The sequence below is a fragment of the Nocardia lijiangensis NBRC 108240 genome (assembly GCF_001613045.1).
In the GTDB taxonomy this organism is placed as follows: domain Bacteria; phylum Actinomycetota; class Actinomycetes; order Mycobacteriales; family Mycobacteriaceae; genus Nocardia; species Nocardia lijiangensis.
This window is the reverse complement of the sequence record NZ_BDBP01000143.1, coordinates 1-12,370: the sequence shown is the minus strand read 5'-3', so window position 1 is coordinate 12,370 and position 12,370 is coordinate 1. Positions and strand designations below refer to the sequence as shown.

Sequence of the window (12,370 nt, the reverse complement as noted above, 5' to 3'; positions counted from 1 at the left end):
CGCCGCCCTCGTCCGCACCGCGCTGGCCGATCTGCGTGCCCGGCCCGCGGACGAGCAGGCGGCGGCGAGATCGTCCGCCGCTCGGCCGACCGCGGGCGAGCGGCCCGCCGGACCCGAGCCGTCCGCGACGCCCGTACCGGAACCGGGCGCGCTGCTCTCGGTCGACGAACTCCTCGCGCCGACCGGCGATTTCGCACCGTATCCCGACGATGTCGCGCCGCTCCCCGACGACTTCGAGCCGCCGCCGGACGAGTTCGTCCCGGTGGATCAGGCGACCGACCCGGACGATCCGGAGGGCTGGGCCGCCGACGTGGACGCCCTGCTCGCCGAGCACGAGGCGGGCCTGGCCGCGGCCCAAGAGGTGGAGCTGCCCGGCCAGATCCCGGCCACCGCCCTGGTGGAGATGCGCGCCGACCCCGCGAAACTGGCTCGGCGCCTGCGCCGTCCGCTGCCGTTCCCGCCGAATCCCCTGGCCCGTCGCGGCACCGCCTTCCACGCCTGGGTGCAGCGCTGGTTCGCGGGCACCAGGCTGCTCGGGCTCGACGAACTCCCCGGCGCGGGCGAACCCGATCCGCACGATGCGAGCGTCGACGCCGAACTCGCCAGGATGCAGGACGCGTTCCTGAATTCGCCATGGGCGCACCGCAGTCCGCTCGATGTCGAGGTGCCCTTCGAGACCTCGATCGCGGGGACCGTGATCCGCGGCCGGATGGACGCGGTGTTCGCCGAGCCGGGCGGCGGCTGGACCGTGGTCGACTGGAAGACCGGCGCCGAACCCGGGCCCGCCGACGAACCGGCCGTGGCCATGCAGCTGGCCATCTACCGGCTGGCCTGGGCCCGTCTGATGGCCGCAAGGCACGGCGGCACCGAACTGGAGATGCTCGAAAAGATCGGCGCCGCTTTCCATTACGTGCGTTCGGGCCGGACCATCGCGCCCGCCGAGCTGCCAGGACCCGAGGAGCTGGCCGCGCTGATCCGTTCGGCCGCGCCGACCAGGCAGGACGACTGAGGCACGATCGCGGAACCGATCGGCTGCCGCGCGGGAATCGACCAGTTCCGGCGCATGGCATCGGCTTAGCTCCTGCGCGAGACTTTCAGCCCCTGCGCGATACTTTCAGCGCCGTGGTGACCAGAGGTATCTGCAACGGCAGCCGGAGCACGGCGCCGATCTTCAGCATCCGCGAAGCCCTCTCGCTGCGCCCCACGTCGACGGCCATCTGCACGTTCGCGGGGAAGATGGCGACGAACAGCAGCGCCGCGAGCCGTCCACCGAGGCGCCTGGTGCGCGGCGCCGCGAGCGCCGCGGCCACGCCCAGCTCGGCGACGCCCGACGCATAGGTGTAGTCCCGCGCCCGGCCGGGAAGCCGCCTGGGCACGATGGAGTCGTAGAACTTGGGCGCCGCGAAATGCAGGACCCCGCTGCCGAACAGCAGTGCGGCCAGCAGCAGTGCGGGCCGCCGGGCGTCGTCGGTGGTCGGTCGAATGTCTGCCATGAGTACCCACCCTGACATTCACCGAGTGTTCGCGTCGAGTCCGGGTGGCGCGACGGAGACCCGGTAGGCTCCCGTGCTGTGCCGGAGGGAGAGACAGTGCCGGAGATAGACCGCGCGGCGAACGAGCGGGCAGGTGAGAGCGATGCTCGGTGATTTCGGAGATCGCGCAGCGAGAGTCGGCTTGTCGACTCGTCCGGACTTCGCGCTCGTCGGTGTGCTGCGGATCCCGGAGGCGCAGAGCAGTCCGTGGGTCTCGCTGAGCCGCAGGATCGCGGCCGCCATCGGACTGCTGTTCACCGCGGCGTTGGTGGTGTACCTCGGGCGAGCGGGCTACCGCGACAACACCGAGAGCGAACTGTCCTTCCTCGACGCGTTCTACTACGCGACGGTGTCGCTGTCGACCACCGGTTACGGCGACATCACCCCGGCCTCGCCCGAGGCGCGGCTGGCGAACATCATCATCATCACCCCGCTGCGCATCCTCTTTCTCATCGTGCTCGTCGGTACCACTATCAGCGTGCTGACAGAACGATCTCGTCAGGCATTCAAGATTCAGCGTTGGAGGCGCAGCGTGCGTAATCACACCGTGGTCGTCGGATACGGCACGAAGGGGCGCACCGCCATCGACGCCATGCTGGGCGACGGCGTACATCCCGCCGAGGTCGTGGTGGTCGACACCGACGCCGTCGCATTGGACGCCGCGGCGAACGCGGGCCTGGTGACCGTGCACGGTTCGGCCACCCAGTCCGACGTGCTGCGGCTGGCAGGCGTCCAGAACGCGGCCTCGGTGATCGTCGCCGCCAACCGCGACGACACCGCGGTGCTGGTCACCCTGACCGCCCGCGAGCTGAACAAGAAAGCCAAGATCGTGGTCGCCATCCGCGAGGCCGAGAACACCCATCTGCTGCGCCAGTCCGGCGCCGACTCGGTGGTGGTGTCCTCGGAGACCGCGGGCCGTCTGCTCGGCATCGCCACCACCACCCCGACCGTGGTGGAGATGATGGAAGACCTGCTCACCCCCGAACAGGGTTTCGCGGTGGCCGAGCGCGAGGTCGAGCCGAGCGAGATCGGCGGCTCCCCACGGCATCTCAGCGATATCGTGCTCGGCGTGGTGCGCGACGGCGACCTGATCCGCGTCGGCGAGCCGCAGGTGGACGCGATCGAGGCGGGCGACAAACTGCTCTACATCCGGCGCGCGGCGAAGTAGCCCCGTCCGGAAGTAGTCTCGAAGCGTGTCATTTCAGCTGAACGCCATCCCCCTGCTGTCCCGGGCCGCGGTCGACCGAGCCGAAGAGATCCGCGCGGACGAGAATGCGCTGAAGGAGGGGTGGGCGAAAGCCGGGCTGCTTCGCATCAATCGACGCGGTCAGGTGCGTTTCGAGGGCGGTGCGCTGATCTTGGACGCGGCCGTCGAACTGTCCGCCGAGCCGAGCCCGGCGGCGGTGTTCCTCGGGATCGGCGAGGGCAGGCACGTGTGGGCGGTGCGTGACAACGAGCTCGCCGGCGAACTCACCGACCTGCGCGTCATCGCGGGCGAGCTGGACGACTTCACCGCCGGACTGCTCTCCACCGCCATGGCCCTGCTGAACTGGCACGACAAGTCCGGCTTCAGCGCGCACGACGGCACCGCGACGGTCTCGGTCAAGGGCGGCTGGTCGCGGCTCGCCGCGAACGGGCACGAGGAATTCCCGCGCATCGACCCGGCCGTCATCTGCCTGATCCACGACGGCGGCGACCGGGTGCTGCTGGCGCGCCAGCACACGTGGCCGACGACGCTGTTCTCACTGCTCGCCGGATTCGTCGAGGCGGGCGAGTCGCTGGAGCGCTGCGTGGCGCGCGAGATGCGCGAGGAGGTCGGTCTCGACGTCCGCGACATCCACTACCTGGGCAGTCAGCCGTGGCCGTTCCCCAGGTCGCTGATGCTCGGCTTCGCCGCCGTCGCCGACCCGGAGCAGCCGCTGGCCTTCTCCGACGGCGAGATCGCCGAGGCCTACTGGTTCACCAGGGCCGAGGTGCGCGAGGCGCTCGCCGCCGGTGACTGGTCGGGCCAGCGCGAAGGCGTGCGGCTGCTGCTCCCCGGCTCCATCTCGATCGCGCGCACCATCGTCGAATCGTGGGCGGCGCTGGACTGAGCGTCAGGCCAGGGTGGCGAGGGTCTGCTTGACGGCGGCCAGCGACGGGTTGGTCGCCGTCGAGCCGTCCGCGAACTTCACCGTCGGCACCACGTGGTTGCCGTTGTTGACGCTACCGACGAACTCGGCCGAGGCCGGGTCCTGCTCGATATCGATCTCTACATAGCTGATACCGGACTCGTCCAGCTGCTTCTTCAGCCTGCGGCAGTAGCCGCACCAGGTGGTCGAGTACATGGTCAGAACGGGGTTCACGTCAGTCACGGAACCATTCAACGCTGTACCACCTTGTCCTGTTCCACGGTGCTACCCGGCTCACTCCCGCGGAAGGCGCGGCGGCCGGTTGTCGGATCGGGCTGTCATGATGGTGGCCGTGCCTGCCTTCGATCTCGACGCCCTGGATCCCGAGCAGGCCGCCGCCGTCCGGGCGCCACGCGGGCCGGTCTGCGTGCTCGCCGGGGCGGGCACCGGAAAGACCAGGACCATCACGCACCGGATCGCGCACCTGGTGTCGGCGGGGCACGTCAAACCCGATCAAGTGCTCGCGGTCACTTTCACCGCGCGCGCCGCGGGCGAGTTGCGCGCCCGGCTGCGCGGCCTCGGCCTCGGCGGCGAGGCGAACCAGGTGCAGGCCCGCACCTTTCACGCCGCGGCGCTGCGTCAGCTGAAGTACTTCTGGCCGCAGGTCGTCGGCGACGTGCCGTGGCGGCTGCTGGACGGCAAGTTCGCGGTGGTGGCGCAGGCGGCGCACCGGGCGGGGCTGAGCACCGCGACCGACAGCGTCCGTGACCTGCTCGGCGAGATCGAATGGGCCAAGTCCACGCTGCTCGCCCCGGAGGACTACCCGGCGGCGGTAGCCAGGCAGCATCGCGAGCCGCCGTACGACGCCGCGCGGGTGGCCGAGGTCTACGCGGGTTACGAGTCGCTGAAGGCTTCCGCGGAGGGACTGCTGCTCGATTTCGACGATCTGCTCCTGCACACCGCCGCCGCGCTGGAGGACTATCCGGCCGTCGCCGACGAATTCCGCGGTCGCTACCGGAGTTTCGTGGTCGACGAGTACCAGGACGTGACGCCGCTGCAACAGCGGGTGCTCGACGCCTGGCTCGGCGAGCGCGACGATCTGACCGTCGTCGGCGACGCGAACCAGACGATCTACTCGTTCACCGGCGCCACCCCGAGCTACCTGCTCGACTTCTCGCGGCGTTTCCCGGACGCGACCGTGGTGCGGCTGGAGCGCGACTACCGGTCGACGCCGCAGGTGGTGTCGCTGGCCAACCGGGTGATCGGCGCCGCGCGCGGCCGTATCGCGGGCACCCGGCTCCAGCTGATCGGCCAGCGCCCGGATGGCCCTGAGCCCGAATTCGTCGAATACGACGACGCCCCGGCCGAGGCGGCGGGGGTGGCGGGCGCGATCGAGCGGCTGATCACGGCGGGCACTCCCGCGGCGGAGATCGCGGTGCTCTACCGCATCAACGCCCAGTCCGAGGCCTACGAGCAGGCGCTCACCGAGCGCGGCATTCCGTACCAGGTGCGCGGCGGTGAGGGCTTCTTCCAGCGCGCCGAGGTCAGGCAGGCCGTGCAGGCGTTGCGCCAGGCCGCCGCCCGCGACGATCTGCCCGATCAATCCCGCCGCGGGGCGGCGCTGGTGACCCTGGTCCGGGCCGTGCTCGCGCCGGTCGGCCTGACCGCGGACGAGCCCGCGGGCGCGCAAGCCAAGGAGCGGTGGTCGTCGCTGGTCGCGCTGGTCCGCCTGACCGAGGAACTGGTCGAGCACGACGCGGAGCTCGCGTTGCCCGGCCTGCTGCGCGAGCTGGCCGCCCGCGCCGAGGCCAGGCACCCACCGACCGTGCAGGGCGTCACCTTGGCCTCGCTGCACGCGGCCAAGGGACTGGAGTGGGACGCGGTCTTCCTGGTCGGGCTCGCCGACGGCACGCTGCCGATCACGCACGCGCTCGCCGACGACGGCTCGGTCGGCGATCCGGCCGCGCTCGAGGAGGAACGCAGGCTGCTCTACGTGGGCGTGACCAGGGCACGCGAGCACCTGCGGCTGTCATGGGCGCTGGCGCGAGGCGAGGGCAGCAGGCGCACCCGGCGACGTTCCCGCTTCCTCAACGGTCTGGTGCCCGACGACTCGCCCGCTTCCCGGATCGCGACCTCGACCGGCCGATCCGAGAGCAACGGGATACGCCCGGCCTGCCGGGTCTGCGCCAAGCCGCTGATCGGCACCTATGCCACCATGCTCGGCCGCTGCCGTCGCTGCCCCGCGGAACTGGACTCGGTGCTGCTGAAGGCGCTCGAGGAGTGGCGCGCGGAAAAGGCCGAGGCACTGCGGGTCCGGGAGTTCGTGGTTTTCACCGACACCACGCTCACCGCAATCGCCGAGCAACTGCCCGCAGACGACCGTGCGCTGGAGGCGATCCCGGGCATCGGCGCGAAGAAGATCGTCGACTACGGGGCCGACGTGCTCGCCATCGTCGCATCGCGAGTCCGCTCGACATCACAAAACCGCAGGTAGAAAATAGGTTGTCGGTTCCGCCGACATTGCCTATGGTGGGAATCACGCACCGGGAGGGCATTCCGGCGCGGAGAGTTTCGGACAACTGCGTTCGACACCAGACAGTTTCGACACAACGAGAACAGGAGGGAGGCAGACCAATGAACGGCATCAACAACTTCGGCGCCATCGGCGTTGCGGGCAATACGTCCATGTCAGCCTCCCGGGGGATCCTCGCCTTGCAGGGGATCGGTCTGTCCTCGGCAGGAGTGTGCGGATTTGGTACGCCGGTGAAGATTTCGCCGGCGCTTCGCCCAGTCCACACCCTTCTCCAGGACAAGCCCAGCGGGGGCTGGCACCCGACCGCCAACGCGGCAGTCGGCGTCGTCGCTCGCGAAGCCGGCTATGAGCCGGCGGCGGAGCCCATGGCAGACATCGATCTGCGGGCAGCACGCCTCCGCACCGCACACCCAGCGACCGTGATCAGGAATCGACCCAGGTGTCGACCTAGGTAGGGGACCCACCCCACACCTCCTGGCCACGGCTCGCACGAAGCGAAACCGTGGCCAGTACTTTTAAGCGGCCCTTCAGCCGTTTGCCACCGGTTTCGTGGACAACTAACGAACCGCTGCAGAACGAACTGAAGGAGAACGACGTGTTCCCCGCAGAGAGCTGGTCGCCAACCACCGCTGCCACCCGGGAGATCACCAAGGTCCTGCCCTGCCGAGCCGGAGATCCCGATCTCTGGTTCGCGGAGAGCCCGGGCCAGTTGGAGCAGGCCAAGACGCTGTGCGCGTCTTGCCCGATCCGCAAGGGCTGCCTGAGCGCGGCCATCGATCGGCGCGAGCCTTGGGGCGTGTGGGGCGGTGAGATCTTCGACCAGGGTGTCGTGATCGCCCGCAAGCGTCCGCGCGGCCGTCCGCGCAAGGTCGCGGTCCCGGCATGAGTGCCGGGCCCCGGCCCCACCTCCCTCCGGTCGCTGAGGCCCACCCGTCCGGTCCGGACCCGGTAAGGGCCCAGGAACGAGAAAGCAAACAAGCCGCTCACCTCGAGATCAGGTGGGCGGCTCGTTTGCGTTGTGGGGGAGGATCTTTCAGCGGCGCGGTGGGTCAGCTGGCCGAGCGTTCGTCGCGCAGGCCGGGCAGCCAGGTCGCGGCCAGCTGCATGAACGGCACCTCGGCGTCCAGCTGGGCGAGGATGCCCACCGAACCGCCGAGCACCCGGAAGATCATCACGTGCTCGGCCGGAAGTTGCAGCGCTCGTGCGGTTTTCATCTCCGAGCTGGTGAAGTCGGTCGCCTTGCCCGCGACGCGCTGCATCCAGCGGCGGGTGAAGTGGAACGAATCGGTCTTGATCGGATCGGCGAACGGCCGCAGGTATTCGGCGATTTCCCGATGGGTGACCGTGCGACCGGGGAGCACCCAGCCGTTGTCGTGCATCAACTGGGTGAGCGCGTCGTAGTCCTCGTCGACGGCCAGCGACAGCATCCGCCCCAGGATCTCCGGGAAACCGTTGGGCAGCGGCGCGCACGCGCCGAAATCGATCACCGCCAGCCTGCCGTCGGCCAGCATCATGAAATTGCCGGGATGCGGATCGGCGTGCAGCAGACCGACGGTCTCGGGGGAGGAGAAGTGAAACTTGCCCATCTGCAGCGCGACCCGGTTGCGCAGCGTCAAGGTGCCCGCCGGATCCTCGGCGCCCGCCTTGATGAGCTGGGAGACCGGGGTCCCCTCGAGCCATTCGGTGACGATCACCTTCGGCGCGGAGGCCACCACCTTGGGCACCACGAGCTCCGGATGCCCGTCGAAGGCCTTGGCGAAGGCGCGCTGGTTCGCCGCCTCGTTGCGGTAGTCCAGCTCCTCCTCGGTGCGCTCGGTGATCTCGGCCAGGATCGGCTTGACGTCCGCGCCGGGGATCACCGAGGAGATCAGGCCGGTCATCCGCGACAGCGTCTTGAGATCGGCGCGCAGCGCCTCGTCGGCGCCGGGGTACTGCACCTTCACCGCCACGGTGCGGCCGTCCGACCACACCGCCTTGTGCACCTGTCCGATGCTGGCGGAGGCCGACGGGATGTCCTCGAAGGTATGGAAACGCTGCCGCCACTGGGTGCCCAGCTGTTGATCGAGCACCCGGTGCACCGTCTCGGCGGGCATCGGCGGGGCGGCGGCCTGCAACTTGGTCAGTGCGTCGCGGTAGTGCTCGCCGAACTCCTCGGGAACCGCGGCCTCCATCACACTCAGCGCCTGTCCGAACTTCATCGCGCCGCCCTTGAGCTCGCCGAGCACGGTGAACAGCTGTTCGGCGGCCTTCTGGTTCAGCTGAGCGTTGATCTCCCCCTTGTCACCACCCGCGAGCCTCTTGCCGAAGCCCACGGCGGCCCGTCCGGCGATGCCGAGCGGAATCTTGGCTAACTTGGCGTTGCGGGACGAGCTACGGCGCACGATCTCAGACACCACCCCATCATGGCGGACGCACCCGCAGCTTTGCCATGGCAATTCGAAGTTTTCGATCTCACGTTGCGCTCCCGGCGTTGATCGTGCGACAACCACACGCTGCATGTGGCGCCCAGTACCTCCGCTGGAGCAGGTGCGAATCGAGGTCCAACTCGAGCGTGGCGTCCAGGGTGGCGGGCGGTCTGCGCGGCGAGCAGTCCAGGATCGCCTCGAGTTCTCCCAGTGCGAGCGCCGCGGTCGCGGCGATGGCGGCGGGCGAGGCGTGACCGACCCGCCCGAGCAGCTGGGCGGCGAGATGGGGCCACTCGGCGTCGTAGTCGACGCGCGTCAGGTCGGCGCAGCGCAAGCAGCTGGTCTCGCCGGGCAGCACCAGTGGTCCCACGATGCCGCGGCCATCGCGCACTCGCACTTGAAGATGTGGAATGCGGTGCAGCACAAGTTCACTCGCCAAACGCGGATCGGTGACCACGGTATCGGCGAGCACCACCAGGTCGGCGGCGCGCGGGCCCAAGTCCTCCGGTGCGTTCCCGCGCGACCGCACCGGACGGATGCCGACCCGGCGCAGCCCCGCCGAGATCGCGTCCGAGAGCGGTCCGAGGCCGTGCACGCGCACCGCGCGGATCGGACCCGGACGGTCTCGCGGCTGTACCAGCAGTCCCGCGACATCGATCTCGTCCAGCAGCGCGCGGGCGCGCTCGGCGGCGATGCCGCTGCGGCCCGCTTGCCACAGGATCTGCGGCCGGGTCCGCAATCCGTCGAGCAGACGCAGGAAACCGAGCACGGTCTGGGTGTCCAGATCCGGCGGTTCGAGGAGCAGGGCGCGTTCCGGATCCCAGCCGAGCTGGACCACCCCGGAGGGGCGAACCAGGATCGTCACCCGGGGATGCAGCATCGGGCCGTGCGGGCGCATCGTGGTCATGCCCAGCAGTATGCGCACCGCCAGCCCCGCGAACGGCCGCGAATCCTGTCGTTATCCACAGGAATTCGCGCTGTTCACAGGACGAATTCTCAGGACTTACCGGTGTCCTTGCCCAGGTCGGGGGTGTCCGGTCCGTCGGCCTTCTCCCGGTCGGCCTCGGCGCGCTCGCGCGCCTCGGTTTCGGCCAGCTGCGCCAGCGGATCGTCGAACGCGGTCGCGCCGCCGCCGATGACCGAGTCGATGAAGCTCGCGGGGGCGTCCAGGTCCTCGGAATCGGGCAGCAGGTCCGGATGCGCCCACACGCCGTCGCGAGCCTCCATGCCCGCGTCGCTGGTCAGCCGCCGCCACAGCTGCGCGGCCTCGCGCAGCTTGCGCGGCCGCAACTCCAGGCCGACCAGGGTGGCGAAGGTCTGTTCGGCGGGCCCGCCGGTGGCGCGGCGGCGGCGCAGCGTCTCCGCCAGCGCGCCTGCGCCGGGCAGCCGGTCGCCGACCGCGTCGGTCACCACGACCTGCACCCAGCCCTCGATCAGGGCGAGCAGCGTCTCGAGTCGTTCCAGCGCCTGCTTCTGTTCGGGCGTGGTCTGCGGTTCGAACGTGCCCTGCGCCAGGATCTCCTCGAGCTTCGACGGGTCGGTCAGTGCCATCGGGTCGATGCCCTGGGCCGCCTGCTCGAGCGCGGAGAAGTCCATCTTGATGCCGCGCGCGTAGTCCTCCACGGCGCCGAGCACCTGCTGACGCAGCCACGGCACGTGCCCGAACAGCCGCTGGTGGGCCGCCTCCCGCGCCGCGAGGAACACCAGGATCTCGCTCTCCGGCTGCTCGAGGCCCGCGCTGAACTCCGAGATCGCGGCGGGCAGCAGCGCGCCGACGCCGCTCGGGCCCAGCGGCAGACCGATATCGGTGGAGGTCAGCACCTCCTTGGCCAGCTGGCCGAGCGCCTGGCCGAGCTGCGAGCCGAACGCGAGGCCGCCCATCTGGCCGAGCATGCCGACCATCGGCGCGGCGAATTCCTTGGCTTCCTCGGGTAGTTGCGCGGTCCACATGCCCGAGATCTGCTCGGCAACCGGGTCGCACAGCCGCTTCCAGGTGGACAGCGTCTCCTCGATCCAGTCGTTGGCCGTCCACGCCACCGTCCTGGTCGCGCCCGCGGGCAGCGTCGTCGCGCCGTCCAGCCAGAGTTCGGCCAGGTGTGCCGCGTCGGCCACTGCCTTCTGGGTGCCCGCCGAGACGGGCGTCACACTGGTACCGAGCTGCTGGCGGGCCAGGCGCTTGGCTACGTCGTAGTTGACCGGCCCCGAGGACGCGCCGCCGGGTTGTCCCATGCCGCTGAGCATTTGACCCAGCGAGGTCAGCATCTGGCCGAGCTGCGCCGGATCGAACCCGGCCGCGCCGCCGCCGGTCGGGAAGCCGAACGGATTGCTCGCCCCGGGACCGTTCGGCTCTTCGCCGCGCTTGCGCGCGTCGTCGTCGTCACGGTTCGAGAATCCGAACGGGAAGTCAGTCATGCCTCTTACGTTACGCGTGGACCATCGGCGCGTGACCGTGGGCGGCGGGCCCTCGGCCCGTGGGAGCTCGCATTACGCGCACAGCGAACGACCGGGCGGCGCGCAGCCGCGGATTCCGCGCCTGCGCCGTCCAGCGCCGGGGGAGATCACTATGGTGGGCGGGGTGAATCGTCGGATCCTCACCCTCCTGGCCGCGCTCCTTCCGGTGCTCGTGCTGGGTGTCATCGGCACCGTGGTCAAGGTGCCGTTCGTCGCGCTCGGACCCGGGCCCACCTTCAACACGCTCGGCGAGGTCGACGGCAAGCAGGTCGTCGACGTGGTCGGCGCCGAGCTCGACCCGGCCACCGGCCACCTGAACATGACGACGGTGGCGGTGCGCGACGGGCTGAACCTGTTCGAGGCATTCGGCTTCTGGGTGAGCGGCCAGCACGGGCTCGTCCCGCGCGCCGAGGTGTACCCGCCCGGTGTGCCGCGCGAGGAGATCGACAAGTCCAATCAGCAGGAGTTCAAGGATTCCGAGGGCAATGCCGAGGTCGCGGCGCTGCACTACCTGAATCTGCCGACCGTGGTGCTGATACGCAAGGTCGGTGACGACGCCCCAGCCAAGGACGTGCTTCGCCCCGGCGACCAGCTCGTCAGCGTCAACGGCGCGCCCATCGCCACACCCAAGGACCTCGTGTCCGCGGTGTCCTCGCAGCCCCCGGGCAGTCAGCTGACCGTGGTGTTCCGCCGCGACAACGCCGAGCAGACCGCGACGGTCACCCTCGGCGCGCGCCCGGACGATCCGGCCAAGGGCTACCTCGGCGTCACCCCGGGCGAGGGCGCGCTGCCGCCCATGCAGGTCACCTTCAACCTGGCCGACATCGGCGGCCCGTCGGCGGGACTGATGTTCAGCCTCGCCCTGATCGACAAGCTGAGCCCCGGCGACCTCGACGGCGGCAAGTTCGTGGCGGGCACCGGCACCATCGAGCAGGACGGCGCGGTCGGTCCGATCGGCGGCATCCAGTACAAGATGATGGCCGCCCGCGAGGCGGGCGCCGAGACTTTCCTGGTCCCGGCCGCCAACTGCAACGAGGCCAGGCAGCGCACGCCCGATGGCCTGCGCCTGGTCAAGGTGGAGACCCTGGACAGCGCGGTGCAGTCGCTCAACGCGATCAACGCGGGCGCCGAGGCGCCGAGCTGCGGCTGATCACTCCAGGGTGTGGTGCAGCGCCTCGATGACGTTCGGCGCCAGATTCGGGTAGGTCCGCAGGTCGAGGTCGCCGAAATCGTCCTCGTCGTCCTGCGGGCGGATCTGCAGTAGTGACAGCGACGCGCCGTCGCGCAGCACCGCGGCGAACAGTCGCGCCTCCCGCCGCCCCGGGTGCGCCTCCGCGG

Annotated in this window: 11 protein-coding genes and 1 pseudogene; 6 read left to right on the top strand and 6 right to left on the bottom strand. The window is 70.1% G+C overall.

What is annotated here, in order from left to right; translation table 11 throughout:
* Positions 1-1,009, top strand: a 1,009-nt coding sequence (locus NL1_RS34035; protein ID WP_174553514.1) for a RecB family exonuclease, incomplete at its 5' end; no start/stop codon positions are given.
* Positions 1,010-1,094: 85 nt separating this feature from the next.
* Here the strand turns inward: NL1_RS34035 and NL1_RS34030 are convergent.
* Positions 1,095-1,493, bottom strand: coding sequence for a DoxX family protein (locus NL1_RS34030; protein ID WP_067848555.1), 399 nt, complete (start codon positions 1,491-1,493; stop codon positions 1,095-1,097).
* A 142-nt stretch (positions 1,494-1,635) separates the two neighbouring features.
* Between NL1_RS34030 and NL1_RS34025 the strand changes: the two genes are divergently transcribed.
* Both NL1_RS34025 and nudC read left to right on the top strand, forming a co-directional pair.
* Positions 1,636-2,700 (top strand): potassium channel family protein, encoded by a 1,065-nt coding sequence (locus tag NL1_RS34025; RefSeq protein ID WP_067848552.1) that lies wholly within the window; start codon positions 1,636-1,638, stop codon positions 2,698-2,700.
* A gap of 25 nt (positions 2,701-2,725) precedes the next feature.
* Positions 2,726-3,625, top strand: a complete 900-nt coding sequence (gene nudC, locus NL1_RS34020; RefSeq protein WP_067848549.1) for an NAD(+) diphosphatase — start codon at positions 2,726-2,728, stop codon at positions 3,623-3,625.
* 3 nt (positions 3,626-3,628) lie between these two features.
* Here nudC and NL1_RS34015 read toward each other — a convergent pair whose 3' ends face one another.
* Entirely contained in the window at positions 3,629-3,859 is a 231-nt protein-coding gene (locus NL1_RS34015) for a mycoredoxin (RefSeq protein WP_067848564.1), read from the bottom strand.
* Positions 3,860-3,983: 124 nt separating this feature from the next.
* On the opposite strand from NL1_RS34015, the gene NL1_RS34010 reads away from it, so the two are divergent.
* Both NL1_RS34010 and NL1_RS34005 read left to right on the top strand, forming a co-directional pair.
* Entirely contained in the window at positions 3,984-6,137 is a 2,154-nt protein-coding gene (locus NL1_RS34010) for an ATP-dependent DNA helicase UvrD2 (RefSeq protein WP_067848546.1), read from the top strand.
* 634 nt (positions 6,138-6,771) lie between these two features.
* Positions 6,772-7,062: a WhiB family transcriptional regulator gene (locus NL1_RS34005; RefSeq protein ID WP_067848543.1), complete on the top strand. Its 291-nt coding sequence runs from the start codon at positions 6,772-6,774 to the stop codon at positions 7,060-7,062.
* 163 nt (positions 7,063-7,225) lie between these two features.
* On the opposite strand, the gene NL1_RS34000 is transcribed toward NL1_RS34005, so the two are convergent.
* The 3 genes from NL1_RS34000 to NL1_RS33990 form a co-directional block, all read right to left on the bottom strand.
* Complete coding sequence (locus NL1_RS34000) at positions 7,226-8,569, bottom strand: ABC1 kinase family protein (protein ID WP_067848561.1); 1,344 nt, start codon at positions 8,567-8,569, stop codon at positions 7,226-7,228.
* 58 nt (positions 8,570-8,627) lie between these two features.
* Positions 8,628-9,488, bottom strand: coding sequence for a hypothetical protein (locus NL1_RS33995; RefSeq protein ID WP_067848558.1), 861 nt, complete (start codon positions 9,486-9,488; stop codon positions 8,628-8,630).
* An 89-nt stretch (positions 9,489-9,577) separates the two neighbouring features.
* Positions 9,578-10,993, bottom strand: coding sequence for a zinc-dependent metalloprotease (locus tag NL1_RS33990; RefSeq protein ID WP_067848540.1), 1,416 nt, complete (start codon positions 10,991-10,993; stop codon positions 9,578-9,580).
* Between the two features lie 163 nt (positions 10,994-11,156).
* On the opposite strand from NL1_RS33990, the gene NL1_RS33985 reads away from it, so the two are divergent.
* Entirely contained in the window at positions 11,157-12,182 is a 1,026-nt protein-coding gene (locus NL1_RS33985; RefSeq protein WP_218024532.1) for a YlbL family protein, read from the top strand.
* On the opposite strand, the pseudogene NL1_RS38380 reads toward NL1_RS33985, so the two are convergent.
* A pseudogene (locus tag NL1_RS38380) lies at positions 12,183-12,370 on the bottom strand (PPA1309 family protein); the annotation flags it as partial.

What these genes read in the sequence shown, in the direction of transcription:
- NL1_RS34030 (WP_067848555.1), bottom strand. Translation starts at nt 1,493, where the DNA reads ATGGCAGACATTCGACCGACCACCGACGACGCCCGGCGGCCCGCACTG.
- NL1_RS34025 (WP_067848552.1), top strand. Translation starts at nt 1,636, where the DNA reads ATGCTCGGTGATTTCGGAGATCGCGCAGCGAGAGTCGGCTTGTCGACT.
- NL1_RS34015 (WP_067848564.1), bottom strand. Translation starts at nt 3,859, where the DNA reads ATGTACTCGACCACCTGGTGCGGCTACTGCCGCAGGCTGAAGAAGCAG.
- NL1_RS34010 (WP_067848546.1), top strand. Translation starts at nt 3,984, where the DNA reads ATGATGGTGGCCGTGCCTGCCTTCGATCTCGACGCCCTGGATCCCGAG.
- NL1_RS33995 (WP_067848558.1), bottom strand. Translation starts at nt 9,488, where the DNA reads ATGACCACGATGCGCCCGCACGGCCCGATGCTGCATCCCCGGGTGACG.
- NL1_RS33990 (WP_067848540.1), bottom strand. Translation starts at nt 10,993, where the DNA reads ATGACTGACTTCCCGTTCGGATTCTCGAACCGTGACGACGACGACGCG.